Genomic DNA, 25,041 nt, shown 5'->3' with positions numbered 1-25,041 from the left:
ACGACCGTGCGCATGCACAGTATTGCGTCACCCCTTGGAAGGACATCCCGTCACCTAGGATTGACTCATGTCGTGGTTCGGTCGAGACAAATCGAAGCTCGTGTCCGCCGAGGAAGCCATTCCCGGGCGTGACCAGCCGCTCACCACCCCTGACCTGCACGCCGTCTACCCAGACCGCCGTATCAAGCCCCCGTTCCCCGAGGGCTCGAGAACGGCCGTGTTCGGGCTCGGCTGCTTCTGGGGCGCGGAACGGTTGTTCTGGATGACATCCGGTGTTTACTCGACGGCGGTGGGCTACGCGGGTGGGCACACGCCCAACCCGACCTACGAGGAAGTGTGTTCCGGCCTCACGGGGCACACCGAGGCCGTGCTTGTGGTCTACGACCCGAAGCAGGTCTCGTACGAGCAGCTGCTGAAGGTGTTCTGGGAGGGGCACGACCCCACGCAGGGCATGCGGCAGGGCAACGACGTCGGCACCCAGTACCGCTCGGCGATCTACTACGTGGACGACACCCAGCGCGAGGAGGCCGAGGCGTCGCGGGCGACGTTCCAGTCGGCGCTGAGCGCGGCGGGCCACGGGGAGATCACCACCGAGCTGGCGCCGCTGCGGGAGTTCTACTACGCGGAGGACTACCACCAGCAGTACCTTTCGGACAATAAAAACCCGAACGGCTACTGCGGCTTGGGTGGCACGGGCGTGAGCTGCCCAGTGGGGTTGGGCGTCAGTGAGTAGCCGGTGGGCAACGGAGCGCTACATCACGACGGTGTCTTGATGCCGCAGGTGCCGCGGTGTTGATGAATAGAACGAGGCCGGTCGCTCCGCGCTGCCAGGTGTAACGCCCGCTGCACGCGAGGCGACTCCTACCCGCCGATGTCTGACGGAGGGGTCACTAGAGTTGCCTGCTGTGATTACGGGTGAGCTGAAGAGCAAGATCGACCGGGTATGGGACACGTTCTGGTCCGGAGGGATCTCCAACCCGCTCGAGGTGATCGAACAAATCACTTACCTGCTGTTCCTGAGGCGGCTCGACGAGGTGCAGACCCTGCACGAGTATAAGGCGCGGACCACGGGCGAGCTGATCGAGAACCCGACCTTCCTGCGCGAGCAGGGGCACCTACGCTGGAAGCGTTTCAAGGAGTACGCGCCGGACGCCATGTTCAAGGTGGTCTCCGAGGAGGCCTTCCCGTTCCTGCGGGGACTTGGCGAGAACTCGGATGGGGAGCGCTCCACCTACTCCGGCCACATGAAAGACGCTCGGTTCACCATTCCGACGCCGACGTTGCTGACGAAGGTCGTCGAAATGCTCGACCGCATCGACATGGCGGACCGCGACACCAACGGCGACCTCTACGAGTACCTGCTCTCCAAGATCGCCAGCGCGGGGACGAACGGTCAGTTCCGCACACCACGCCACATCATCAAGACGATCGTCGAGATGATGGAGCCGAAGCCCGGCGACGAGATCTGCGACCCGGCGTGCGGCACGGCCGGCTTTCTGGTGGCCGCTGCCGAGCACATCCGCGACAAGCACGGCAAAGCGCTGTACGACGAGGCGCAGCGCACACAGTTCCACCGTAAAATGTTCCACGGTTACGACTTCGACTCCACCATGCTCCGCATCGGCAGCATGAACATGCTCCAACACGGCATCGAGTCGCCCGACATCCGTTATCGGGACTCTCTCTCCGAGGGCGCGAGCGAGGACAGCGCGAAGTACTCCTTGATCCTCGCGAATCCGCCGTTCGCGGGATCGCTGGATTACGAGACCACGTCCAAGGACCTGCAGCGAGTCGTCAAAACCAAGAAGACGGAGCTGCTGTTCCTCGCGCTGTTCCTGAAGCTGCTCAAGCCGGGCGGCAGGGCCGCGGTGATCGTGCCGGACGGCGTGTTGTTCGGTTCGTCGAAGGCGCACAAGGACCTGCGCAAGACACTCGTCGAGGACCAGAAGCTCGACGCCGTCGTGAAGCTGCCCTCCGGTGTGTTCAAGCCGTACGCTGGTGTGTCGACCGCGATCCTCTGCTTCACCAAGACCAACGACGGCGGTACGGACCACGTCTGGTTCTACGACGTGCAGGCCGATGGGCTCTCGCTGGACGACAAGCGTCAGCCGACCGAGGCCAACGACCTGCCCGACGTGCTGGAACGCTGGAAGGCGCGCACCACCACCGAACGGGACCGCGCGCGCATGGAGCAGTCCTTCACCGTGCCCAAGGACGAGATCGCCGCTCAGGGCTACGACCTCTCGATCAACCGCTACAAGGAGGTCATCCACGAGGAAGTGGAGCACCGCGCACCGTTAGAGATCGTCGCTGACGTCGAGCAGCTTAACGACGAGATCGCCAAGGAGATGGCGGAGCTGAAGGCGATGCTGTCATGAGGACAGTCGCACTCGGTGAAGTAGTTGATTTCTACAGCGGCGGTACGCCTTCGAAGAGGGAGTCCAAGTTCTGGGATGGCGATGTTCCTTGGTTTAGCGCAAAGCACATGAAATCCCTACGACTCGCTGAATCAGATAATCATGTTACTGACGAGGTCTTCAGGGAAACGTCCTTGCGTAAGATTCCGGCGGGAACTGTAGTCCTGGTCGTGCGAGGTATGATCTTGGCTCATACAGTCCCCGTCGCCACCCTTGATGTTGATGCAGCGATCAATCAAGATCTTAAAGCTTTACTGCCCCGGGAAGACATTGACCCGAGCTATCTGTCCGCCGTCCTGCGCGCACAGCACGAGGCCATCCTTAAGCAAGTCGGCACCGCAGCTCATGGAACAAAGAAGCTCGAGTCACGCGTGTTGGAGAACATCAGGATTCCCCTGCCGGCTCCAAGCGAGCAACGACGGATTGCTGGGATTCTCGATCAGGCTGACGCCGTCCGCGTCAAGCGTCGCCAGGTCCTCGGTCACCTCGACGTCCTCACTCAATCCATCTTCCACGACATGTTTGGTGTCGTTGGCGGCGAACGATGGGATACCGCTTTTTTCAATGAAATAGTCCGACATATAGATAGCGGAGCTAGCCCCAAATGTGAAACACGCGCAGCCGAGAATGGCGAGTGGGGAGTTCTCAAGCTCGGAGCCGTAACCTACGGAGTTTTCCGACAAGAAGAGAACAAGGCATACCTGGATGAAATAGGGTCAATGGCAGCCAATGAGGTAACTTCCGGAGATGTGCTAATGACCCGTAAAAATACCCGAGACCTGGTCGGTGCAGTAGCGATTGCCGATGAGACGCGGCCTCGTTTATTGCTGCCTGATCTCATCTTTCGTCTCCACCTTGACAGGTCCCGTGTCAATCCATGGTATTTTCAGGCTCTCATGATGAACCCGCGGAAGCGCCACATGGTTCGTGATCTTGCGAGTGGTTCCGCAGCGAGCATGCCCAATATCTCCAAGGCTCGCCTTTCGAAGTTACCAATCGAGCTGCCACCACTTGATTTGCAACGTGAATTCGCTGCTCGTGTCAAGCAGATCAACGCTCAGCGGGCGGTTGTGCAGCGGGCGTTGGATGCGGACAATGGACTCTTCGCGTCATTGCAGGCGAGAGCGTTCCGGGGGGAGCTCTAGGGTATGGGGAACTTCGATTTCGTCGGTGTCGCGTTGCCGGTTGTCCACGACGATTGCACCAAGGCGGAGTCGTACGTCTCCACCGACCCGCGTTCCGCATGCTTCTACAGTCGCCGGACGATCGAGCGGCTGGTCACGCACCTGTTCGACGTGCTCGGCCTCAAAGCGCCGTATCGGAACGATCTGAACGGGCATCTGCATGACGCGGCATTCAAGGCGGTCACAGGGCCGGCGATCGCCAAGAAGCTCGACCTCATCCGGAAGGCCGGGAACGCCGCTGTCCACGAAACCCGGGCCGTCCGCCAGGAGATCGCGGACGCCGTGCTGCGGGAACTGCACCACGTACTCATCTGGGCGGCGTTCCACCACTCGCCCCACCCGCAAGCCGTCCCCGTCGAGGCCAGGTTCGACCCGAAGGTCGCGGCCACGGCGGCGCCGCTGTCACATGAGGAGATCAAACGGCTCGAGGAGCAGTTCGCCGCGCAGGACGCCGCACGCGCCAAGGAACTCGCCGACAAGGAAGAACTCCTCGCCAAGTACGAAGCGGAGATCGCCGACCTCCAGCGACAGATCAAAGCCGCGCAGGCCGCCAACACCGCCACCGACGATCGCAACTACAACGAGTCCGACACCCGCGCGTTCATCGACCTCGTGCTCCACGAGGCCGGCTGGGCGCTCGACGACGACCGCGACCGGGAATACCACGTCACCGGAATGCCGCCAAACAATGGTCGCGGGTATGTCGACTACGTGCTGTGGGGAGCCGACGGCCTACCGCTTGCAGTTATCGAGGCAAAGCGCACGAATCGGAGCCCCGAGGTCGGCCGCAACCAGGCCAAGCTCTACGCCGACTGCGTGGAAAACCAGTTCGGCCGGCGTCCGGTCATCTTCTACACCAACGGCTACGAACACTGGATCTGGGACGACGCCGCCGGATACCCGCCCCGCGAGATTCAAGGCTTCTACACGCGCGACGAACTCGAACTGCTCATCCAACGCCGACAGACGCGCAAGTCTCTCGCCGCTGCACCGATCAACCGTGCCATCGCGGGACGGCCGTACCAGGAACGCGCGATCAAGGCCGTCGGCGCGACGTTCGAGGCCAAGCAACGGCAAGCGTTGCTCGTGATGGCGACCGGTTCCGGCAAGACCCGCACCGTCGTCGCCCTCGTCGAGCAGCTGACCAAGGCCAACTGGGTCAAGCGGGTCCTGTTCCTCGCCGACCGCACCGCACTGGTCAACCAGGCCGTCAACGTCTTCAAACAGCAGCTGCCGTCAGTGCCCGTGGTCAACCTGCTGACGGAGAAGAACGCCGACGGCCGCGTGTGCGTGGCCACCTATCCGACCATGCTCAACCTGATCAACGAGTTCGAAGGTGAGCGAAAGTACGGTCCCGGGTACTTCGACCTCGTCGTGATCGACGAGGCCCACCGCTCGGTGTTCGCCAAGTACGGCGCGATCTTCGACTGGTTCGACAGCCTGTTGCTCGGCCTCACCGCGACGCCGAAGGACGACGTCAACCGCAGCACGTACCGGCTGTTCAACCTCGAGGACGGTGTTCCCACCGACAGCTATTCGCTGGAGGAGGCCGTCGCGGACGGCTGGCTTGTCCCCCCGAAGGGCGTGTCTCTCGGCACGAAGTTCCTGCGGCAGGGCATCCGCTACGGGGACCTGCCCGAGGAAGAACAGGACGAGTGGGACGCGCTCGACTGGGGCGAGGACGAGCCCGCCCCCACCGAGATCGATGCCCAGGAAGTCAACCGGTTCCTGTTCAACGAAGACACCGTGGACAAGGTGCTGGCCACCGTTATGGCGGACGGACACAAGATCGCAGGCGGCGACCGGCTTGGAAAGACGATCATCTTCGCCAACAACCAGCGGCACGCCGAGTTCATCCAGCGGCGCTTCGACGAACAGTGGCCCGAGTACGGCGGACAGTTCGCCCGCGTCATCACGCACAAGACCGAACGCGCGCAAAGCCTCCTCGACGACTTTTCGCAGGCCGACAAGTCCCCGCACATCGCGATCTCCGTGGACATGCTCGACACCGGCATCGACGTCCCGGAGGTCGTCAACCTCGTCTTCTTCAAACAGGTGTGGACCACGTCTAAGTTCTGGCAGATGATCGGCCGCGGCACGCGCCTTCACCCCGACCTGTTCGGCCCAGGCAGGGACAAGGAGAACTTCTACGTCTTCGACTTCTGTGGCAACCTCGAGTTCTTCAGCCAGGACATGCCAGCACCCGAAGCTGCGGTACAGAAGTCGCTGTCGCAGAAACTCTTCGAGGCGCGGCTCGACATCGTCGGCTTCCTGGACCAGCAACACCTTGACCCCGACGTTCGCGAGCGCGCGGCACGCACGTTGCACGAGCTCGTCGCGGGAATGAACGTCGACAACGTGCTCGTGCGGCCGCATCGACGAAACGTTGAGCGATTCGCAACGTGGACCGTGTGGGAATCGCCGCTGTCCGACGAGGACCGCACCAGCGCGCGGGAACTGGCCGGCCTCCCGTCCGCCCATCGCGATTCGGACGAGCACGCTAAGCGCTTCGATCTCCTGATGTTGTGCCGTGAACTCGCGCAGCTCGAAGGCGACACGGCCACGGCCGAACGAGCGCGCGAGAAGGTACAGGAGCTCGCTGACTCACTCGTGCGCATGATCCCGAACGTGCCCTCCGTGGCTGAGCATCGCGAAATCATTGAAGCCGTTGCCGGCGACCGCTGGTGGGTCGACGTCACCCTGCCCATGCTGGAACAAGCACGGTTGCGGCTGCGTGGGCTCGTCCGACTCGTCGAACCCGGCAAGCGCGACCCGGTGTATGCCGACTTCACCGACGAACTCGTCGCGCCCACCGAGGTCGCGCTGCCCGGCACGTCGCCCGGGATCAACCAGGCACGATTCCGAGCCAAGGTGCTCGCGTGCCTGACACGGCACGAGGACCACGTCGCCCTCCAGCGGCTACGGCGCAACAGGCAGCTCACCGCCGAGGACCTGGCGGCCCTGGAAGAGATGTTGTTGTCCTGCGGCGTGGGGGATCAGTCCGAGCTGAATTCCGTCGCAGAGCAAAGCGGTGGTCTCGGTCTGTTCGTTCGTTCATTGATCGGTCTCGATCGCGTAGCGGCCCAGGACGCGTTCGCGCGCTACCTCGACAGTGAGCACTTCACGGCTGAACAAATCCGCATCATCAACATGATCGTCGAAGAGCTCACGTCCAACGGAGTAGTGGAGCCTCGGCGGCTTTACGAGTCGCCATACACCGACTACGCGCCCACCGGGATCGACGTCACCTTCCCGACTGAGGATGTCGAGATCATCGTCGACACACTCCAGCGGATCAAGAGTACAGCCATTCCTGCGGACGTTGCCTGATAGTCGGATCCGAGCGCCTTCTTCAGTCGGCAGGAACCCACTCGATGCTGGTCGGACGTTGGTGGGTGCGAATGAACTGTGCTAGCGCCGCGAGCATGTCGTCCAGGGGGACTTCCGCCTTGGCGGGCAGGTATGAGGGGTGCAGACCGGCGAGTTGGTAGCTGACTTCCTCGTCGTTGGTGCCGATGGCGGGGACGTATTGATCGTCGCGTTGGCCGAAGGTGAGTGCGCCGATGCCGGGCTCGTTGCTGACGCCGAATTCGAGTTCTACGTGGTCGTCATGCCGAACGTCTGTTGGTCCGGCTGCGATGACCCAGAAGTGCGCAGCGTCGCGGTCTTGTGCGGCGAACTCGCGCACGTGGGCGACGAACTGGGTTGCGTCGGGTACGTCTTCGACACGGAAGCCCGTCAGGTCGAGTAGATCGGTCATGGTGCTGTCCCCTTGTAGGTGCGCTTGAACGGTGTGCCGTTGACGTCTGTGCCGAGCACGGTCAGCGAGAACCCCGCCGGGAGGATATCGGGTAGGTACTCGTGACAGCCGCCCGTCGCTCCCGGTTCCGACCCGCATGGAGCGTGGTTGAGGGTGAGCCTTCCGTGTCGTTCACCGAGTCTGATCATCATCGTGGCTGTCTTCATTTCGACGTGGTTGGCCAGTCGCCGGGCAACGGCGTTCGGGATTCCTCGCTTGACCAGCTCGGTTCGTGCCTCGCCGGTCCACGGGTCGTCACGGTCGGGCGTGATGTGTCCGAGTTTTCTTCCGCCGAGTTCGGGGAACGCGACGAGCCGGGGGTTGGCCTCGCCCCTGCGGACCCGGGGCGGAAGTCTCTCGGGGATGGGTGCTGCTTCGATCGGGTAGCGGTCGCCGTGCCGGTTGCGGATGATGTCCTGCGGAGTCGACCGTTCCTGACTCGCAGTGGGTGCGCTGGTTCCCTGCTCAGCCTTGAAATCGTTGCAGGGTGGCGTCGACGCCCTCCCGGAGCTGCGCCATGGCCGCCGAGGCGGTGCCGAGAGCTTCCTTGGCCTGCGCTGCTTGCCCGTGAAGCATGTTGCCGACCTCGGTGTTGCCGAGCGCGGCGAGGAGTTGTTGCAGGATGTTGTCCACTTCCTGCGCTTGGGCCAGGATGCCGCCTTGAATGTCGTTGCACCTGCCCGACGCGTTGTGCAGTGCTGCCAGCGTCTCTTCATGCGAGGCCATCGCTTCCCTCTCAACTCGGTGTTCGGTCGCTATGGGTGGTCGTGGTTCGCCGTACTGTGGCGGCCCGCCGATGGGGGCGCGGATGGCGCAGCTACGCCTACCCCCGTGTCCCCGGGGGATCGTGGGCGTACTTCGGGCGAAAGGAGCGCGGACCGTACTGCCGCATAGACCCGTTGACGCCATCCGCGCGGTCTCTGTGCGGTCGCTACGGGTCGCCGTGGTTGTCGGTGAGCGCGGCGAGCGCGGTCTTGATCCCGTCGACCTGTGTTTGCAGGCTGTGGACGGCTTGTTCGATCTCGTCCAGCCGTTGACCAGACGAGATCGGTTCGCCGTCTTGCTGTGGGGTGCGTGCGAGGCAGCGTTCGCAGGGCATGCCGGTGGGGTTGTCGAGCCGGAGTAGCTGCCCTGGGCCGAACGAGGCGCCACACAAGGCCGTGATGCGCCGTGGTGGCGTTGCCGTGTCCGGTAGCGGGAACACGTGGGTGACGCGCTGGGTCTCGCTGACGACGCCGTGGGCGGGGCGCGCGAGCATCACGCCGTCGTTCATGCGCTGGGCTCCGTCCGGTGGAGCCCGGCGGGAGCGAACGCCGGGGAGCTGTGCTGCTCGCTCCCGCCAGGGCTTGACTCCGACCGCTCGGTCGGAGTGGGGGCCACATGGCCCAGCAGGCGACGCACGATGCCGCTTCGCTCGTGCCGGTGGACCTTTCGAGGTATCGGGACCGTGGCGGGCTCGCTGAGAGCTGCGAGGCACGCGCGACAGGGTGGGCCGTTCGGGACGATGGCCGCCGATACCGCGACCATGTGGCCACAGACGGCGCGATACTCACCGGTGCCGTGCGCTCGACCAGCGGCGAACGCCTCGTCCTCGACGGCGTGATCGTGGCCGTCGAGGACGCACAGGAACCACGTGGTGTAGCGCGGGTGGCGTGTTGCTCTCGTTGTCGCCATGTCAGTCGTCCGTGAAATCGAGGGAGAGGTCCAGCTCGCGGAGTTGGTCGGGCGTGACCCCGCCGTAGAACAGCAGCGAGTAGAGCGCGAGCGTGATGGGTTGTGTCGTCGCTGGCGTTGGCGCTTGCTGGCCAGCCGCGCGGTAGACGTACCGGGCAGCGCCCACTAACGGACCGAACATGCCTTCGCCGTACGCCTTGCCGATGCTGTCGGTGCGTACGAGCTGTGGGAGTGAGGAGCCCTTCTCGTAAGCGCGCAACGTCTCGGCGGGGATACGGCACCGCGAGGCGAGTTGATCGAACGAATACCCGGCGCGCTGCCGTCGGTCCCGGAGTTCGAGTCCGAGGGCTATTCGATAGTCGGACAGCGCGCGGCGGTGAATATCGACGACATCGTGACTGGCCATCCGCCGTATCCCTTCTCGCTTGGTCGAACGCGGGGAACGTTATGGTCGTGGCAAGGCCAGAGAAGCCCTCGTCGCGCATGACTTCTATGCGCGACGCGCATACGGACGCTGACCAGGAGTTACACTGGGCGACGCAGGACCAGCACGGGCCACCACGGGAGGGGGTGGGTGCATATGGGCCGGTACTGCATGCGCTGCGGTAGTCGCCTTGCGCGCGAGAGCCGGGTTAGTATCTGCGCGCCCTGTCGGCAGGCCAGCGGCATCGGATCGGATCACGCGCCCGAGTTCGGGACGGACTTCTGGCACACGGACCAGATGCGAGACGCGTTCGCGACACGTGACATGGGCGCGGTTCTGCGCGCTTACCGGTATCACCCCGCTCACGGTCACCGGGCGCTGCCGCAGGAGACCGTCAGCCGTTGGCTTGGCACGGTGACGCAGTCGCAGCTCAGCCGTATCGAGTCGGGCCGCAACAAGGTCGACGCGCTGGACAAGCTCGTGCACTTTGCGCAGGCCCTCAAGATGCCGCCGGAGCTGCTGTGGTTCTCGCTGCCCGAGACTGCCGACGTGCCTGCTCAGCGCTCCACGGATGTGTTCGCGTTGCCTGACGGTCCGGTGGTCGCGGCCACGAGCATGCATACGGACTCGGCGCTGGCTGACATGCTTCTGCGTACGCTGGACCAGTACTCAAGCACAGACAACCTCGTCGGTCCGCAATCGGTGCTGGACCTGATGCCGTTGCAGCTGCGCTATGTGGAGACTCTGCTGGCGGACGCCAGCGGTAAAGATCGTCAACAGCTGCTCTACGTAGGCGCTCGTTATGCCGAGTTCGCTGGGTGGGCCTACCAGGACACAGGGCAGCTCGACAGCGCCATGCAGATGTCCAGCGTCGCGCTGGACTATGCACAGGAGGCCTCCGACGACACGCTGGCCTCCTACGTGCTCATGCGGCGCAGCAACATCGCGACCGACGCGAAGCGCTCCGACCTGGCCTTGAGGCTCGCGGACTCGGCGCTGGAGCAGGCCTCGCAGCTTCCGCCGGGGTATCGAGCGGTTGCCCTACGTCAGCGTGCGCACGCGCTGGCGCAGCTGGGTGAGGCGAAGCTTTGCGCCGACGCCATCGACCAGGCACACGTGTTCGCGGAACGGCGCGTGGCGGATTCCGAGGTCGACCTCACGGGGTACTGCACGCCTGAGTACATCGAGATGGAAGCGGCGCATTGCTGGGTTGAGCTCGGGCAGGCCAACGAGGCGATCAACACGCTTCAAGACAGCCTGGTCCGCTGGAAGCCGGAGTTTCGCCGTGACTTGGGCCTGTGCCTCGCCAGGCTCGCCGTCGCGCATGCGACAGATGGTCAGGTTGACAACGCGTTGATCGTTGCTGACCGGGCGTTAGGAATCGCGCGCGAAACGAAATCGTCGCGCACCGAAGATCAACTAGCGAAAATTCCTGGTATTCTCGCGGCGATCGGTGCGGACGAGCAGGCCCGCCGACTTGAAAGGCAAGTTCGGTCGCTGCGCACATGAAAGGGAATCGATGCTGTTCACGACCGCGACGACGTATGATGTTGCTGACCGCGGTGCTTCCGTTGCCATTCTTCCTGTCGGAAGCTTCGAACAGCACGGGAATCATCTCCCACTCACGACCGACACGGTTATAGCGTGCGTGATCGCGAACAAACTGGCGGCTGCGTACAACGTGCTCACGCTGGCCCCGGTCACCTTCTCGTGCTCGCATGAACACGAGGGTTTCGCGGGCACTGTTAGCCTGAGTTCACGAACGTTGATCAACATCATCGGTGACGTGCAGGCGTCCCTTGAACGGTCGTCAGTGCGGCACCTCGTGCTCGTGAACGGACACGGCGGCAACTACGTGCTGTCCAACATCGTGCAGGAAGCGAATGTGTCGGCGCGCAGGCTCGCCCTGTTCCCCGGACGTCGAGATGTTGAAGCGGCGCGTCGGCATGCGGGTATGGAGACCGGCGTGAGCGAGGACATGCACGGCGGCGAGTGGGAGACGTCCATCCTCCTGAACGAGCACCCCGAGCTCGTCGGGCAGACATACAAGGACAGCGATCACGAAGCGGCCGACAGGCCGCACCTGCTCGTCACAGGCATGCAGGGCTACACCACGCGAGGAATCATCGGCCGCCCGTCGCTGGCGACTGCGACGAAGGGGGCTGACGCGCTCGACAGTCTCGTCCAATCGTTCGCCGCGACGTTGGAAGTTCTTACTGAATAGCCTGACCTGACTTTCTGTTCTATGAGCGCCGCGCATATTTGATATGCGCGGCGCCTGCTTCTGGCTATATTCTTCGCGCGCATAGAAGTTATTCAGAACACGCGCAAGGTCGCCGCTTGTTTCGTCTTTTACTCGATTTAGGCCCGCGTCCGACGGGCTGAAATCGAGCAAAGGATCACGTTCAAATGGAAACCAAAAAGTTTGACGCCGGGTTTTCCGGTGTCTCTTCAGTCAGGGAAGCCGCGTGGATTCTGGGCGTTTCGCGTTCGGAGGTTCACCGGCTGATCAGGGTAGGAGTGCTGCCTACCGTTCGCCGTCGTTCCCGGCTGGTCGTGCCTGCGCACGCGCTCGCTCGGCTGTTGCCTCTGCCCGGCGAGAGGGGGCAGCGATGAACTACGAAGAGGAGAGCCTTGCCGAGGTCGTTGCCGGTCTGGATCACCTCGCGCAAGCGCCGACGGATGTCTTGGCGGGCCTGGTCGCGCGCCGTGGGGTGTGCCTGTGGATCAACGCAGCCACCGACGAGCCCGAGTGGACCGGCGACGCCCGAGCAGACCGGGCGTTGGTTGCTCCGCTGTGTGCCAGCTGCCCTGTGCGGCGTGAGTGTCTGGAATGGGAGTTCCGCACGACTGGTGGCGCGAAACTCGATGAGTGGGGCCTGCTGGACGAGGTCGAGCACGAGGCCGCCCACCTGGCGTGGCTGTTGCGCCGGAGAGGTGGGCTGCAATGAACGACCTCAATCTCACTCCGACGCAGCTGCTCGCGGCGCTGGCCGTCCTGGTGCTGCTGCTGTGGGTATGGCGGGCATCTGCCAGGCGCGCAAAGGCGGCGGCTGACGCGGCGCGCTCGGGCGCACGGCTGTTGTCGTTGACCGGCCGAGTTGTGGCCGGTGCCGGGTTGATCGCGGGTGTGCAGTGGCTTGCGTTGACCTATCCCGGTGCGCACTGGGCGCTGAGGGTGGCGGCCTTGGGGCTTCCGGCGTTGTTCTCGTCGTACACGCTCACTCGGTCGTTGACCGTGACCACGGTGGACGTGCGGCGGGGTGGTCGCCGATGACCTCGCAGAGTGAGCACGGCCAGGAACAGGGCGGCGAGCTGATTCCGAAGGTGTACGACGCGGAACTGGTGTCGCACGAGGACAGTGAGGCCGTTGACCGTCCACGTGGGCCGGTTATCCGGCGCCTGGCTGTTGAGTGCACGGGCTACGTGCTGCGTCGGGTGCGGGAGTCGGAGCGTACGGCGCGGTGGCGTTCGGTGCTGGCCTATCGGCTGCGGAAGTTGCCACGGGATGTGGGTCGGCTGCTGTGGTTCATGGTGCGCGGCCATGGCCGCTGGATCGGCAAGGCGTGGACGTGGGCCACGCATGGTGACCTACGCGCGGACGTTCGAGCCGCACGGCTGGCCGGCGACCCGCAGGCTCGTCGGGAGGCGCAGGAGGCCATCCGCGCAGACGCGAAGACGCGGTGGGCCAAGCTCGGCATTGCTTTGCGACGGTCGGTGATCGGCGCGGCTGTGGCGTTGGCACTGTTGGTGGTGCTGGCGTTGTTCGAGATGCTGTTCGACCGGGCGGACATGCCGCGCTGGCTCGTCGTGGTCTACGAGGTCCGGGACTTCCTCGGCGCGGCAATCCGGCTGGTGGCGCCGTGGCTGCTCGTGGTGGGTCCGGTCGGTTGGTTGGTCGCGGCGGTGTGGGAAGGCAGAGACCGCACACCCGGCGCCGGGTGGCTCACCCAGCCCGACCGTGACGACGCGGACTCATGGGTAGACGAGCGCATGATCTCGCGCGCCTTGGCTCATCTCGGGATCGCGCCGTTGAACGCGTTCTTCAAAGACGGCGGGCAGTTGGTGTACCTGATCGCACCGCGCAAGGACGGAGACGGCACGTTCGCGCGGGTACGCCTTCCCCTCGGGGTGACAGCCGGAATGGTGGCCGATCGCCGAGACACGCTGGCCGCGAACCTCGGGCGCGCGGCGCTGGAGACGTGGCCGACCAAGGCCGACGAGGACGGCGTTCTGGACCTCTGGATTGCCGACAAGGGCAGCCTCGGTGGCGGTGCGGGCGATTGGCCGTTGCTGCACGACGGGACGGTGGACCTCTTCGATGGCGTGCCGTTCGGCCTCACGCAACGTGGCCTGATCATCAATGCACCATTGTTCGAGGCCAACTGGCTGATCGGCGGCCGACCGGGGCAGGGCAAGACCTCGGCACTCCGGACGCTGACGTTGGGCGCCGCGCTCGACTCGACAGCGGAGCTGTGGGTGTTCGTGATGGGAGAGAGTCCGGACTTCGAGCCGCTGCGGCCACGGCTGACCCGCTACCGAATGGGCATGGACGACAAGGTTGCGGCCGACGCGGTGCAAGCGCTGAGCGAGTTGACCGAGGAGATGGAGCGACGCGGCCGGACACTCGGTGCGCAGCCGGGACAGCCGCCGAAGGTGTCGCGCAAGCTCGCCGACAGGGCAGGGCTCGGCCTGCATCCGCTGGTCGCGGCCATAGACGAGTGTCACGAGCTGTTCCAGCACAGGAAGTACGGCAAGCAGGCTGAGGAGTTGGCCGTCCGGCTGATCAAGCGAGGCCGCAAGTACGGAATCATCCTGCTACTCGCGACGCAGTCGCCGACGAAGGACAGCATCCCGAAGGAGATCACCCGCAACGTCTCCTGCGGCGTCGCGTTCGCCGTCGCCGACCACATCGCCAACGACGGGCTACTCGGCGCGGGCAAGTACCGCGCGGGCATCCGGGCGACCGAGTTGCGGATGAAGACCGACCGGGGCACCTGCGTAGCGGTCGGGGTCACCGACGAGGCATGGGAGCTGGTCCGCACGTTCTACGTGCCCTTCGAAGACGGCCTCGACCTCGTGTCACCGATCGTCGCCCGCGCGCTGGCGCAGGTGGTCGAGAATGGGCGCACGATCACCGCGACGGCAGAGGAGGACGAGGCGGAGCCGGTCGACCCGTTGGCCGACATCACGCACGTGCTGAACGGAGAAGCCCGCGTGCGCACACAAACCGTGCTCGTTCGGCTGGCCACGCTCAACCCCGCTGAGTACGACGATTGGACGTTCACCGACCTGTCTGCCGTGCTGTCCGAGGCTGGCGCGGAGCCGGTCAAGTCGCACGGCGTGAAGGTTGTCCGCGCCGACGCCGTCGCCGCCGCGCTGGCCGCCCGGGCTCGTGCCGAGGAGCCCGAACGGCACGGGGAAGCGAACGGGGACCGACCGGGGAGCCGGGGAGTTCTCCCCAACCGCCTCCCCAGGCAAAATCCCCCTTCTGGCCAGCGTGAACAGGGATCGGGGAGTCGGACTGGCAAGTCCCGAGAGTGCCGTGAAAGTCCCGCAAATCGAGGCTCGGAATGCACGCCACCCGACTCCCTCCCCGTCGAGGACGACGGTCCTCGTGATCGGGGTCGCGATGGCCCATAGCCGACGTGCATCCAGCGATTCGTGCCGATCGGCCAACACGAAGACCGAGACCGCGCGCGAATGGGGCCAACGTCTGGCACAAGAGTCACCGCAGTGGAGTGAAGAAAAGTGGCAGAGAGTAGCAACGCTACTCGGAATCAGGTTCACGAACGTTGGGTCGGTGGCGAAAGAAGATGGGAACGAAGAGGAAGGTTAGTACCATGCCAGCGGGCGCCCGCCGCATCGGCGTGGCGCCCGCTTTGTGGTTGCGAACGGTTGCTGTAAAGTCGCTCGGTAACCGAATGCACGTGCAGATGCATCCTCCGAGGTTTGAGAGTGGCTCATGGGCCACATAGGAGGAAGCTATGCACGTCGTCGTCGCATTGCTCTTCGTTCCGGTCTCCGTCGTGCTGGCTGTTTTGGCCTTCTGCTGGTGGCTAGTGCGATTCACCGGCAAAGCTGAGTCGCTGAGGGAAGTCCCTGAGGTCCTCCGGGCGTTGCGAGATCTTCTGTGCTGGCGCAAGCCTCGCTGATAGTTGTGCAGTAAGGCCGGGCGCTATTCCTACTCCTCGCGCCAGACGGGCACCAGAAGATCCGGGTTGAAGTTCCCTCGGCTGCCGTTGCCTTTGCCGACCGGCAGCACGATCACAGCGTGCAAGGCTTCGCGCACGTAGGCCCGCTTCTGGGGGATATCGAGGCCGCCTTCCTCCGGCGGCAGGTTCCAGCGGCGCCGTACGTCACTCGTGTCCCTTGCCGCTCGTTGGGTCGTAGCGGCATGACGTGCCCGTTCGTTGCGCAGGTTTGTCCGCTCTTGCTCGAGGTCGCGAACGTTGGCGAAGAAGAAATCGTCCGTGACCTGGTCGTTCTTCCACTGAGCAGTGAGTGTCGCGAGTTTGCTCTCGATGCGTTCGAGTTCTGCTTCCTTGACCCACGGGCCAGCGTCCTTCGTTACGGACTGCCGCTGCTCCAACTTCGCCAGCACTAGCTCGGTGATGTACTCGTCGACCTTGTCGCCGCGTCGGCCGAGTCCGCCGCAGCCACCCCGGCCCTTGGTGGCGCAGGCGTAGATGTGGTGCTTGCAGTCCCGCTGCCGTGTAACTCTGAGCTGGGCGTTGCAGACCGTGCCGTCGGGCTTCGTCTTGCCGCATCGGAGGATGCCGCTCAGCAGGTAGCGGTGTTCACGGTGGTCCACGGGCAGCGCTTCGACGGGCTTGCCGTCGCTGCCGATTCGGTGGCCCGCGCGAGCGCGGAAGAGCGCATCGACCGCTTGCCACTGCTCCGGCGTCACGACCGGTTCCCACGCTCCGACGACAGGCCGGCCGTGATCGTCGTGGACGAGTTGACCGCCGATGCGCCGGTACCCACACAGCCTCGGATTTTGGAGCAGGCGCTTCAGAGAAGTCGTGGTCCAATCTCGGTCGGTGGACGTCTTGACGCCGAGGCGCTGCCAATCGCGGACGATCGAGTTCAGTGACCTGCCCGCAATGAATTCCTCGACCGCGTCGGCCAGTAGCTTTGCTTCGGTCGGCTCCCGCGTCATGCGGTCTTCTCGCCAGCCGAACGTACGGCGACCGCCCGGCGGCTTGCCGTCCTCGGCGCGGTCGCGGTGCCACTGCCGCATGCGTCGGCGCGTTTTGCGAGCCTCGATCTTGGAGAACACGACCCCGACGAGGCCCATACCTTCGACGGTCTCGCTGTAGAGGTCCTTCTCGCCGTGCTCGTCACCGAAGACGCGTCCGGGCTCCTCGGTGAGCGCTTCGACGAAGCTCTCGTAATCGGCGGCGCGTCGCGCCAGCCGGTCATCGTTCAGGACGACGACGCCGTCGAAACGCGTGCCATCGGCGAGCACGCCGGAGGGCAGCGCGGCGACGATCTCCTGGAAGCCCTCGCGGGCGGTGTTCGCCTTGCTCGCGCTGATGTCGTTGTCGGTGATCTCTTTGACGACTTGCCAGCCGAGCCGTTCGGCAGTACGCCGGTTGGTGCGGTGCTGGTTCCGCACGCCGTGTGCGTCGTCTTCCGTGTCGTCGCTGATACGCGCGTATGAGACGACCGGCAGAGGGCTATCTGAGTTATCGCCCATACCAGCAAGCTACCACCAGCAGTACCTGTACAAGGTGCCGAACGGCTATTGCGGTCTCGGCGGCACGGGCGTCTCGTGCCCGGTGGGACTGACACTGCCCGCCGACGGTTCGTGACCGTCGACGGGCAGTGGTGTGCTGACTGACGCTCAGCCGAAGTCGACGTCCGAGCACGCGTAGAAGGCGTTCGCCGTGTCGGCGACGTCCCACACGGACAGCACCACGTGGTGGCCGGACTTGCCCTCGGGCAGGGTGCCCGTGTGCGACACCTCGAACGGCGGTTGCTCGCCGCCGAGGTCCACGTTCAGGAACGGTGCGGGCTCGAGCTGATCGCGCGTGATCGGCTCGGAGGGGTTCCAGCCGTCCTTGGTCACGAAGTAGCGGAACGACGAGGTCGAGTGGGCGGCCGTGAGCGTCCACTTGAACTCGAAGTCCTGACCGCTCGACATCGGTGTCTTCGGCCACGACTTCGACGGGTCGTCGAGTGGTGCGTACGGTTCGTTGCCGCCGGCGCAGATCTGGCCGTCGGCGGGTCCCTCCGCGGGGAAGCCCTTGGGGCCTTCCACGCTCTGCGGTTCCCATTGGATCGGGCCACAGTCGCCGACCGAGCCCTGCTGGCACTCCAGCTGGCGGCTCGGCGGGTTCTGCGTGTAGCCATGTCCGGACGCGGTGGGGGCCAGAGCCACAGCCGCGCCGAGCGGGATGAGGCTCAGCGTGGCGATTCCTGCCGCGCGACGGGTGCGGGTACCGAACATCGTCTTCTCCTCTCACCGGAAGCGATGTCAGAGATTTTCTCCCCGGGAGAAGATTGGTGTAGACCACTAACCGGCCGAACCGCTTGACTTACGTCGTGGCCAAAATGGTCCATACCAAAGGCAGATGGAGTAATCCGTTGAGCGAACCGGACTGAAGCAAGAAAAAAGCTCCCCCGAGTGGGGGAGCTGTAAAAAATTGAGAGCGGACGACGGGACTCGAACCCGCGACCCTCACCTTGGCAAGGTGATGCGCTACCAGCTGCGCTACGTCCGCATGCACTGCTTTCCGGCCGTGCTCGAACAGTCTATACCGAGCCCGCTCTGGGGTTGCGGGGGACCCGTCCATCCCTGAATGTGGGCATTTGGTCACTTCCGTAGTACAAGGGGTGACGACGCTGCGGTGGCTCCGTATGGTGTTCAACGTTCAACCGAAAGGGCTACGGCCCGGAGGGGGTGCCTGGCTGGATGGACCGTGTTACCGGATCCGATGAGCCGGCACTGCTCGCCCGACTGCGCTTCGGCGAAGACGCCGCGTTCGGCGAGCTGTTCGAACTCCACGCGGCGGCCGTGCGCAGGCTGGCCCGTGGTCTCGCCTCCGACGCCTCGGAAGCCGAGGACATCACGGCCGAGACGTTCTTCCGCGTCCTGCAGGCGGTCCGCCGGGGCAACGGCCCCCGCGACAACGTCCGCGCCTACCTGCTGACCGTCGCTCGCCGCGTCTCCTGGGAATGGCACGGTGCCCGCCGCGACGTGCCGGTGACCGACGACGAGCTCACCAGCCGCGTCGGCGTGAGCGCCGACTACCAGAACCGCACCGCCGAGGCCACGCTGATCACCAGGGCCTTCTCCAACCTTCCCGAGCGTTGGAAGACCGTGCTGTGGCAGACCGAGGTCGAGGGCGTGCAGCCCGCCAACGCCGCCGCGCACTTCGGACTCAGCGCCAACGCCACCGCCGCACTCGCCCGCAGGGCCCGGCTCGGTCTGCGGGCCGCGTACTTGCAGGCTCACCTCGCCGTGAACCGCAGCTCCGACGGTTGCCGCACCGTCGTGGAGAAGCTCGGCGGCTACACCGCGGGCAGCGTCACCGGCTCCGAGGCCCGCAAGATCAAGGCCCACCTCGTCACCTGCGCCTCGTGCCGGACGACCCATGACGAGCTGAGGGACGTCTGCTCGTCGCTGCGCGCTCACGCCGGCGTGATCGTGCTCTTGCTGCCCGCCGCCGGACTGGCGATGGGCGCGGGGTCCGGACTCGGCGCGGCAGGCGGGGTCACCGGCGTGACGGGAGCAGCCGGCACGGTCGCGAGTGGAGCGAGCGTCGCCGCGGGTGGCGGAGCGGGCGGTACGGCGCTCGCCGCGATCGGCACCAACGTCAAGCTCGGGCTCGCGCTCGCCTCCACCGCGGCCGTCGGCGCCGTCGGCGTCGCCGCGGGTCCCGTGAACTCGGACGTGCAGGACTCGATCGGCCTGCCCGGCGAGGGCAGCTCCGTCGAGCTCCAGATCGCGGAGTCCACCTCCGTGCCCGTGTCGCGGACGCCGACGGTGGTCCCGGGAACGGGCGTGGCCGAGCCCGGCCATGTCGTCGACTCCTCCAAACGGCTCGAACCCGAGCCTGCCGTCGAGCAGGGTGCGACCGAGTACTCGCTGCCCGTCGAACCGGAGCCGGTCGATCTGCCAGGGCAGGGCCGCGCCGAGGGCGAGGCCACCGAGCTGCCCGGCGTCCACGTGCCGCCCGGCAACGACGACGACCAGGGAGAGGACCAGGACGGCGACTCCGACTCGCCGCGCAGTGACCTGCCTGGCGAGTCCGAGCCCGCAGACACGACCATGAGCAGCACCGACTCCAGCACGTCGAGGTCCGACCTGCCGTCGGGCACGTCGGATCGGCCCGCCTCCACGAGTTCGCGCACGACCACCACGCACCCCTGGAGCCACACGGGCTCGCTGTCGTCCTCGCGGCCGGGGCCCGATCGGACCGGCTCTGCCGACCCGTCGCGACCCTGCCGGATGGGCCACCCGACCTGGGACCCTGAGCGAAAGCTGCATCACTGGGCGTGTGAACGCTAGCCGGACGCGGACTTCCCGCGAGGCTCAAGATCACGGTACGGTTTCACCGGAACTTGCTCGGGCGGGCGTGCGGAGGAAGCGATGAACCGGCTGGTCCGGGGTTCTGACGGCCGGGAATGGGTCATTCGCGGCCAGATGGAGTGGCGTCGGCCTGCCACCGCCGACGACTTCGAACACGACGTGGCGGCCAGCTACGCACCCGGGATCGTCATGGCGGCCGTGGCCGCGGGCCTCGCCATCGTGTTGCTCGTGTGGATGCCGGACGACGTCAGGGTGCCCCAGTGGGTGCCGCTCGCGGTTCTGCTCCTCGCACTGTTCTTCCCATTACGCTGGATCCTGCGCAGGCCGTGGACCGTCGTCGCGGAGACCGAGGGCGACGTCACCGGTGAGCGCCCCTCGGAACGCTGGGTCGGCACCGTCAGGGGAATCTTCACGGTGCGGAGCGAGATCAACAGGGTCGTCAAGTCGATCGCGCGCCACGATCTGCCGGACTTCGAAGGGCCGTTGCATCCAGTCGAGTAGCGCGGAGTGAGCCATGCCCGAGTTGCCGGAAGTCGAAGCACTCGCGTTCCACCTTCGTGAGCACGCGGTCGGCCGCACGGTGACCAGGGTGGACGTCGCCTCGCTCAGCGTGCTCAAGACGGTCGCGCCGCCGTGGACCGAGCTGCACGGCAAGGAGGTCACCGGCGCGGACAGGCACGGCAAGCACCTGGACCTCACCTGTGGTGACCTGCATCTGATCGTGCACCTCGCGCGGGCCGGCTGGCTGCGCTGGTCCGACTCGCTCTCGCCGACCCCGCCCCGCCCAGGCGGCAAGAGCCCACTGGCGTTGCGCGTTCACCTGGGCGGTCCCGGGTTCGACCTCACCGAGGCAGGCACCAAAAAGGGGCTCGCCGTATGGATCGTCGCGGATCCCTCCGAGGTGCCCAGCATCGCGCGGCTCGGCCCCGACGCGCTCGACCTCGACCGCGACGGCCTGGCCAAGCTGCTCGAGGGACAGACGGCGCGGCTCAAGACGCTGCTCACCGACCAGCGGGTGATCGCGGGCATCGGCAACGCCTATTCCGACGAGATCCTGCACGTCGCGCGCCTGTCGCCGTACGCGACGCCGGCGAAGCTCTCGGGCGAGGCGATCGACCGGCTCGCCGAGGCCGTGCGCGACGTGCTCACCGGCGCCGTCGAGCGCTCGGTGGGCCAGGACGCGGCGCGCCTGAAGGGGGAGAAGCGCTCCGGCCTGCGGGTACACGCGCGCACGGGGCTGCCGTGCCCGGTGTGCGGCGACACGGTGCGCGAGGTGTCCTTCGCCGACAAGGCGTTCCAGTACTGCCCCACCTGCCAGACCGGAGGCAAGCCGCTGGCCGACCGTCGCATGTCGAGACTGCTCAAGTGAGCCGCGACCGTGAGTGACAACCGCCAGTCGCGATTTACACACGGAAAGTGTGGGGCTAGCCCTTGCACGGGGACCCGGGAGCGCAGAGCATTGACGCCGTGTCCGGGTTGCTGACCACTCAAGTCATCCCATGGGGTGTCGCGGTGGTCGCGCTCGTGGCGCTCGCGGCGATGCTGATCAAGAGCCGCAAGCCGAGCGGGGCCGTCGACGACGCCGTGCTCGAGGCCGTCTACCTCATGTCCAAGGCGCCGCTCGAACTGCGCGAGGGACTGGACCAGGCCGTCGCCGACAAGGTCACCACCCGGCTGCTGCAGCTGCTCAAGTGCATCGCGGTGGGCATCACCGACGGCGAGGGCACGCTCCTGTCGTGGGACGGCGAGGCCAACGACCACTACGTCGACCTCGTCGACACCGTCGGCACCGCGATCCGCAAGCACCGGCGTGAGGTGGTCTCGCACGACAAGATGCCGTGCAACCACCGCGGCACGTGCCGCATGCGCACCGCCGTGATCGTGCCGCTGATCGTCGAGGACAAGACCGACGCGGTGCTGATCGTGGTCGGCAAGACGCGCGGCAAGCGCATCGTGCACATGGCCGATGCCGTCGCCCGCTTCGTCGGCACGCAGCTCGAGTCCGCGCGGCTCGAGGAGACCAAGCACCAGCTGCACCAGGCCGAGATCAAGGCACTGCGCGCGCAGATCTCCCCGCACTTCGTCTACAACGCACTCAACACCATCTCCTCGCTCATCCGGACCGACCCGGAGGAGGCCAGGGAGCTGCTGCAGGACTTCGCCGACTTCACGCGCTACTGCTTCCGCACGGAGGGCACGTTCACCACGCTGTCCGACGAGCTGCGCAACATCGACCGCTACCTGACGATCGAGAGCGCCCGCTACGGCGGCAGGCTCAACGTGCGCCTCAAGATCGCGCCCGAGGTGCAGTCGGTGGTCGTGCCGTTCCTGCTCATCCAGCCGCTCGTGGAGAACGCCGTCAAGCACGGCATCGCCAACAAGCCCGGCGGTGGCACGGTCACCGTCACCGCCCAGGACTACGGCACCGAGGCCGAGATCAGCGTCGAGGACGACGGCGTGGGCATGGACCCCGAGCTGCTCGACGGCATGCGCGACTCCAGCAGCAGTGCCCACATCGGCCTCACCGGCATCAACCGGCGGATGAACCAGGTGTTCGGCAACAAGTACTCGCTGATGGTCGAGACCGCTCCCGGTGCGGGAATGAAGGTGACCATGCGGGTGCCGAAGTTCGTCAGGGGAGTGCGCCCGGACATGCTCAAGTTCTCGGCCGACGTGCCCGCCCAGCCTGCGCGGCGCAACGGCCAGGGCAAGTCCGCTTTACAGAGCAGCGCCCCCAATCCTGGCTAGTGTGGTGCCATGGGTACGACGACACAGCGGCTGACCTCGCGCATTCCGAAAATCGGTGACCGGAGCGACCGCAAGGACGTGGTCTCGGTCGTCAAGCTGCACGGGGTGATCAACCCGCAGTCGACTCCGCTGGCGAGGGGTGTCATCAACCTCGCCACCGTCGAGTCCGCGCTGACCAGGGCCTTCGACCACGACCGGCTGCAGGCCGTCGCGCTGTCGATCAACTCGCCGGGCGGGGCGCCGACCCAGTCGGGGCTGGTCGCCGAGCGCATCCGGCAGCTCGCGGACGAGAAGAACGTGCCGGTGCTGGCGTTCACCGAGGACGTCGCGGCCTCGGGCGGTTACTGGCTGGCGTGCGCCGCCGACGAGATCTTCGCCCACCGCACCTCGCTGGTCGGCTCGATCGGCGTGATCTCCGGCGGCTTCGGCTTCCCCGGGCTGCTCGAGCGCTTCGGCGTGGAGCGCAGGCTCTACACCGCCGGCAAGAACAAGTCCCGGCTCGACCCGTTCAGCCCCGAGAAGCCCGAGGACATCGAGTGGCTCGGCAAGCTCCACAACGAACTGCACGAGATGTTCGTCGACTGGGTCCGCGAGCGCAGGGGCGACCGCCTGACCAGCGAGGAAGACCTGTTCACCGGTGACGTGTGGCATGGGGCCAAGGCCGCGAAGCTGGGGCTCGTCGACGGCCTCGGCAACCTGCGCGACATCGTCGGGCTGCGCTACCCGGACGCCGAGATCGTGGCCGCGGAACCGAAGAAGGCGCTGTTGGCGCGACTGGGTATCGGCGCTCCGGCTGCCGCGCTCCTCGACGCCGTGGAAAGCAGGGCGACATGGTCACGGTTCGGTCTGTAACCGGTACTTTTCCCCAACCGCGGTGTAGACATCGGACGCCTAGCCAGGCAATATGCGGGTCACTGTGAGTACTCACGACGACACTCGGAAGCTCCTCGTCCTGGCGGTGGACGACGAGCTGCCCGGCCTGGACCAGTTGCGGCACTGTCTTGAGTCGAACGCGCACGTCGGCCGTGTGATCCCCGCGGTCGACGCCTCCGAGGCCCTGCGCCTGCTCGGTTCCGAGGACGAGGAGATCCGCGTCCGCAAGGAACGCGGCCTGCCCCCGGTGGACGCGGTGTTCGCCGACATCAACATGCCCGGACTGTCGGGAATGGAGATGTCGCGGGTCTTCGCCTCGCTCAACCCCGCGCCCGTCCTGGTGTTCGTCACCGGTCACGCCACCGAGGCCGTCGACGCGTTCGACCTCGGCGCCGTCGACTACGTGCTCAAGCCGGCCAGGCAGGAACGCATCGACAAGGCCGTCGTCAGGGTCGTGGACAAGCTCCAGAGCACGCCCGCTCCCGAGCCGGGCGGTATCGCCGAGGCCATCAAGAGCGACGACGAGGTGATCCCCGTCGAACTGGCCGGCACCACCAAGCTGATCCCGCGCTCGTCGGTGCGCTGGGTGGAAGCGCAGGGTGACTACGCCAGGCTCTTCACCACCGAGGGCAGCCACCTGGTCCGCATCCCGCTCGCGCAGCTCGAGGAGCGCTGGGAGAAGGCGGGTTTCGTGCGCATCCACCGGTCGTTCCTGGTCGCGTTGCCGCTGATCACGGAGCTGCGAATGGGGCAGGGCGGCTACCAGGTCGTGATCGGCAACGACGAGAAGGTGCTGCCCGTCAGCAGGCGGCACACCCGCGAGCTCAAGGACAGGCTGGTCGGCTCGTCCCGCGCCGGCTGACCCTCCATGACGGACGAGTTCTACCCCAGTGTCGACGGCATCCGGGCTCCGGATCCAACGCTCGGCAAGAGCGTCCAGCCGGAGCCCCCGGTCGAGCCGGTCGCCGAAGTCGCCGAGCCCGAACCGCCACCGCGCATCAGACGGCAACGCGTGGTGCTCGCCGAGCCCAGCCGCAGCTCGGGATCACTGCGGGCCAGGGTGGAGCTGGAGCAGCAGACCAGCTGGGGCGAGCTGCTCATCAAGGACCTCATCAAGATCCAGCTGCGGTCCGGCCTCGCGCTGGCGGCCCTCGTCGTGGCGCTGCTCGGCTCGTTGCCCGCGGTGTTCTTCCTCTGGCCTGGGTTCACCGAGCTGAACTTCGTGGGCATCCCGTTGGCGTGGCTGCTGCTGGCCGTGGCCCCCTTCCCGCTGCTGTTCGGTGTGGGCCTGTGGTACAACCGGCTGGCGGAGCGGCACGAGCGCGACTTCGTCGACATGATCGAGAACTGAGCCGGCCGGCGCGGTACCGGACTTTTGCGAG

Annotated in this window: 24 protein-coding genes, 1 tRNA gene and 1 pseudogene; 18 read left to right on the top strand and 8 right to left on the bottom strand. The window is 65.9% G+C overall.

Features of this window, described 5'->3' with window-relative positions; translation table 11 throughout:
- Nucleotides 1–67: 67 nt before the first annotated feature.
- The 4 genes from msrA (at nucleotide 68) to JHE00_RS08960 (ending at nucleotide 6,931) form a co-directional block, all read left to right on the top strand.
- Nucleotides 68–733, top strand: a complete 666-nt coding sequence (gene msrA, locus JHE00_RS08975) for a peptide-methionine (S)-S-oxide reductase MsrA (protein WP_200316860.1) — start codon at nucleotides 68–70, stop codon at nucleotides 731–733.
- A 172-nt stretch (nucleotides 734–905) separates the two neighbouring features.
- Entirely contained in the window at nucleotides 906–2,378 is a 1,473-nt protein-coding gene (locus JHE00_RS08970; RefSeq protein WP_200316858.1) for a type I restriction-modification system subunit M, read from the top strand.
- Nucleotides 2,375–3,562, top strand: a complete 1,188-nt coding sequence (locus JHE00_RS08965) for a restriction endonuclease subunit S (RefSeq protein WP_200316856.1) — start codon at nucleotides 2,375–2,377, stop codon at nucleotides 3,560–3,562. The genes JHE00_RS08970 and JHE00_RS08965 overlap by 4 nt, the downstream gene beginning before the upstream one ends.
- A gap of 3 nt (nucleotides 3,563–3,565) precedes the next feature.
- Nucleotides 3,566–6,931 (top strand): DEAD/DEAH box helicase family protein, encoded by a 3,366-nt coding sequence (locus JHE00_RS08960; protein ID WP_200316854.1) that lies wholly within the window; start codon nucleotides 3,566–3,568, stop codon nucleotides 6,929–6,931.
- Between the two features lie 22 nt (nucleotides 6,932–6,953).
- Here the strand turns inward: JHE00_RS08960 and JHE00_RS08955 are convergent, their stop codons facing one another.
- The 5 genes from JHE00_RS08955 to JHE00_RS08940 form a co-directional block, all read right to left on the bottom strand.
- Complete coding sequence (locus JHE00_RS08955; protein WP_200316852.1) at nucleotides 6,954–7,361, bottom strand: Imm1 family immunity protein; 408 nt, start codon at nucleotides 7,359–7,361, stop codon at nucleotides 6,954–6,956.
- On the bottom strand, nucleotides 7,358–7,609 hold the full coding sequence (locus tag JHE00_RS36050) for a DddA-like double-stranded DNA deaminase toxin (RefSeq protein WP_372440439.1): 252 nt from the start codon (nucleotides 7,607–7,609) through the stop codon (nucleotides 7,358–7,360). The genes JHE00_RS08955 and JHE00_RS36050 overlap by 4 nt, the downstream gene beginning before the upstream one ends.
- 256 nt (nucleotides 7,610–7,865) lie before the next feature.
- Nucleotides 7,866–8,126 carry a hypothetical protein gene (locus JHE00_RS34990; protein ID WP_230423174.1) on the bottom strand — a complete coding sequence of 87 codons (261 nt, stop codon included), beginning with the start codon at nucleotides 8,124–8,126 and terminating at the stop codon, nucleotides 7,866–7,868.
- 205 nt (nucleotides 8,127–8,331) lie between these two features.
- A complete protein-coding gene (locus JHE00_RS35815; protein ID WP_307831864.1) occupies nucleotides 8,332–8,673 on the bottom strand; it encodes a hypothetical protein in 342 nt (113 codons plus the stop codon).
- Between the two features lie 402 nt (nucleotides 8,674–9,075).
- A complete protein-coding gene (locus JHE00_RS08940) occupies nucleotides 9,076–9,480 on the bottom strand; it encodes a helix-turn-helix domain-containing protein (protein WP_200316849.1) in 405 nt (134 codons plus the stop codon).
- 315 nt (nucleotides 9,481–9,795) lie between these two features.
- Between JHE00_RS08940 and JHE00_RS08935 the strand changes: the two genes are divergently transcribed.
- The 6 genes from JHE00_RS08935 to JHE00_RS08910 all read left to right on the top strand — a co-directional run bounded on the left by JHE00_RS08935 (nucleotide 9,796) and on the right by JHE00_RS08910 (nucleotide 15,141).
- On the top strand, nucleotides 9,796–11,007 hold the full coding sequence (locus JHE00_RS08935) for a helix-turn-helix domain-containing protein (protein ID WP_200316847.1): 1,212 nt from the start codon (nucleotides 9,796–9,798) through the stop codon (nucleotides 11,005–11,007).
- 10 nt (nucleotides 11,008–11,017) lie between these two features.
- Nucleotides 11,018–11,722 carry a creatininase family protein gene (locus JHE00_RS08930; protein ID WP_200316845.1) on the top strand — a complete coding sequence of 235 codons (705 nt, stop codon included), beginning with the start codon at nucleotides 11,018–11,020 and terminating at the stop codon, nucleotides 11,720–11,722.
- Between the two features lie 185 nt (nucleotides 11,723–11,907).
- The gene (locus JHE00_RS08925) at nucleotides 11,908–12,114 is read left to right on the top strand and encodes a helix-turn-helix domain-containing protein (protein WP_200316843.1); all 207 of its coding nucleotides are present in this window, start codon (nucleotides 11,908–11,910) and stop codon (nucleotides 12,112–12,114) included.
- Nucleotides 12,111–12,449 (top strand): WhiB family transcriptional regulator, encoded by a 339-nt coding sequence (locus tag JHE00_RS08920; protein WP_200316841.1) that lies wholly within the window; start codon nucleotides 12,111–12,113, stop codon nucleotides 12,447–12,449. Before JHE00_RS08925 ends, JHE00_RS08920 begins: the two co-directional genes overlap by 4 nt.
- Nucleotides 12,446–12,775, top strand: coding sequence for a hypothetical protein (locus tag JHE00_RS08915; protein WP_200316839.1), 330 nt, complete (start codon nucleotides 12,446–12,448; stop codon nucleotides 12,773–12,775). The genes JHE00_RS08920 and JHE00_RS08915 overlap by 4 nt, the downstream gene beginning before the upstream one ends.
- Nucleotides 12,772–15,141, top strand: a complete 2,370-nt coding sequence (locus JHE00_RS08910) for a P-loop NTPase family protein (protein WP_200316837.1) — start codon at nucleotides 12,772–12,774, stop codon at nucleotides 15,139–15,141. Before JHE00_RS08915 ends, JHE00_RS08910 begins: the two co-directional genes overlap by 4 nt.
- Before the next feature lie 541 nt (nucleotides 15,142–15,682).
- On the opposite strand, the gene JHE00_RS08905 is transcribed toward JHE00_RS08910, so the two are convergent.
- Nucleotides 15,683–17,200 (bottom strand): recombinase family protein, encoded by a 1,518-nt coding sequence (locus tag JHE00_RS08905; RefSeq protein ID WP_200316835.1) that lies wholly within the window; start codon nucleotides 17,198–17,200, stop codon nucleotides 15,683–15,685.
- Between the two features lie 7 nt (nucleotides 17,201–17,207).
- Here JHE00_RS08905 and JHE00_RS34985 point away from each other — a divergent pair.
- Nucleotides 17,208–17,315: pseudogene (locus tag JHE00_RS34985) on the top strand (peptide-methionine (S)-S-oxide reductase MsrA); the annotation flags it as partial.
- Between the two features lie 32 nt (nucleotides 17,316–17,347).
- Here JHE00_RS34985 and JHE00_RS08900 read toward each other — a convergent pair.
- Both JHE00_RS08900 and JHE00_RS08895 read right to left on the bottom strand, forming a co-directional pair.
- Nucleotides 17,348–17,953: a lytic polysaccharide monooxygenase auxiliary activity family 9 protein gene (locus JHE00_RS08900; protein ID WP_200316833.1), complete on the bottom strand. Its 606-nt coding sequence runs from the start codon at nucleotides 17,951–17,953 to the stop codon at nucleotides 17,348–17,350.
- 201 nt (nucleotides 17,954–18,154) lie between these two features.
- A tRNA-Gly gene (locus JHE00_RS08895) sits at nucleotides 18,155–18,227 on the bottom strand.
- A gap of 191 nt (nucleotides 18,228–18,418) precedes the next feature.
- On the opposite strand from JHE00_RS08895, the gene JHE00_RS08890 reads away from it, so the two are divergent.
- The 7 genes from JHE00_RS08890 to JHE00_RS08860 all read left to right on the top strand — a co-directional run bounded on the left by JHE00_RS08890 (nucleotide 18,419) and on the right by JHE00_RS08860 (nucleotide 25,010).
- A complete protein-coding gene (locus JHE00_RS08890) occupies nucleotides 18,419–20,017 on the top strand; it encodes a sigma-70 family RNA polymerase sigma factor (RefSeq protein ID WP_200316831.1) in 1,599 nt (532 codons plus the stop codon).
- 81 nt (nucleotides 20,018–20,098) lie between these two features.
- Nucleotides 20,099–20,539, top strand: a complete 441-nt coding sequence (locus tag JHE00_RS08885; protein ID WP_200316829.1) for a DUF983 domain-containing protein — start codon at nucleotides 20,099–20,101, stop codon at nucleotides 20,537–20,539.
- Nucleotides 20,540–20,552: 13 nt separating this feature from the next.
- Complete coding sequence (locus tag JHE00_RS08880; protein WP_200316827.1) at nucleotides 20,553–21,407, top strand: Fpg/Nei family DNA glycosylase; 855 nt, start codon at nucleotides 20,553–20,555, stop codon at nucleotides 21,405–21,407.
- 89 nt (nucleotides 21,408–21,496) lie between these two features.
- Nucleotides 21,497–22,786 (top strand): histidine kinase, encoded by a 1,290-nt coding sequence (locus JHE00_RS08875; protein WP_200318274.1) that lies wholly within the window; start codon nucleotides 21,497–21,499, stop codon nucleotides 22,784–22,786.
- Nucleotides 22,787–22,795: 9 nt separating this feature from the next.
- Nucleotides 22,796–23,638 (top strand): S49 family peptidase, encoded by an 843-nt coding sequence (locus JHE00_RS08870; protein ID WP_200316825.1) that lies wholly within the window; start codon nucleotides 22,796–22,798, stop codon nucleotides 23,636–23,638.
- A gap of 52 nt (nucleotides 23,639–23,690) precedes the next feature.
- Nucleotides 23,691–24,521: a LytR/AlgR family response regulator transcription factor gene (locus tag JHE00_RS08865; protein ID WP_200316823.1), complete on the top strand. Its 831-nt coding sequence runs from the start codon at nucleotides 23,691–23,693 to the stop codon at nucleotides 24,519–24,521.
- Nucleotides 24,522–24,527: 6 nt separating this feature from the next.
- The gene (locus JHE00_RS08860) at nucleotides 24,528–25,010 is read left to right on the top strand and encodes a hypothetical protein (protein WP_200316821.1); all 483 of its coding nucleotides are present in this window, start codon (nucleotides 24,528–24,530) and stop codon (nucleotides 25,008–25,010) included.
- The last annotated feature ends 31 nt before the right edge of the window (nucleotides 25,011–25,041 follow it).

The sequence above is a fragment of the Prauserella cavernicola genome, from assembly GCF_016595675.1.
In the GTDB taxonomy this organism is placed as follows: Bacteria; Actinomycetota; Actinomycetes; order Mycobacteriales; family Pseudonocardiaceae; genus Prauserella_A; species Prauserella_A cavernicola.
Note: the sequence above shows the minus strand (reverse complement) of the source record. Positions and strands in the feature narration are given on the sequence as shown.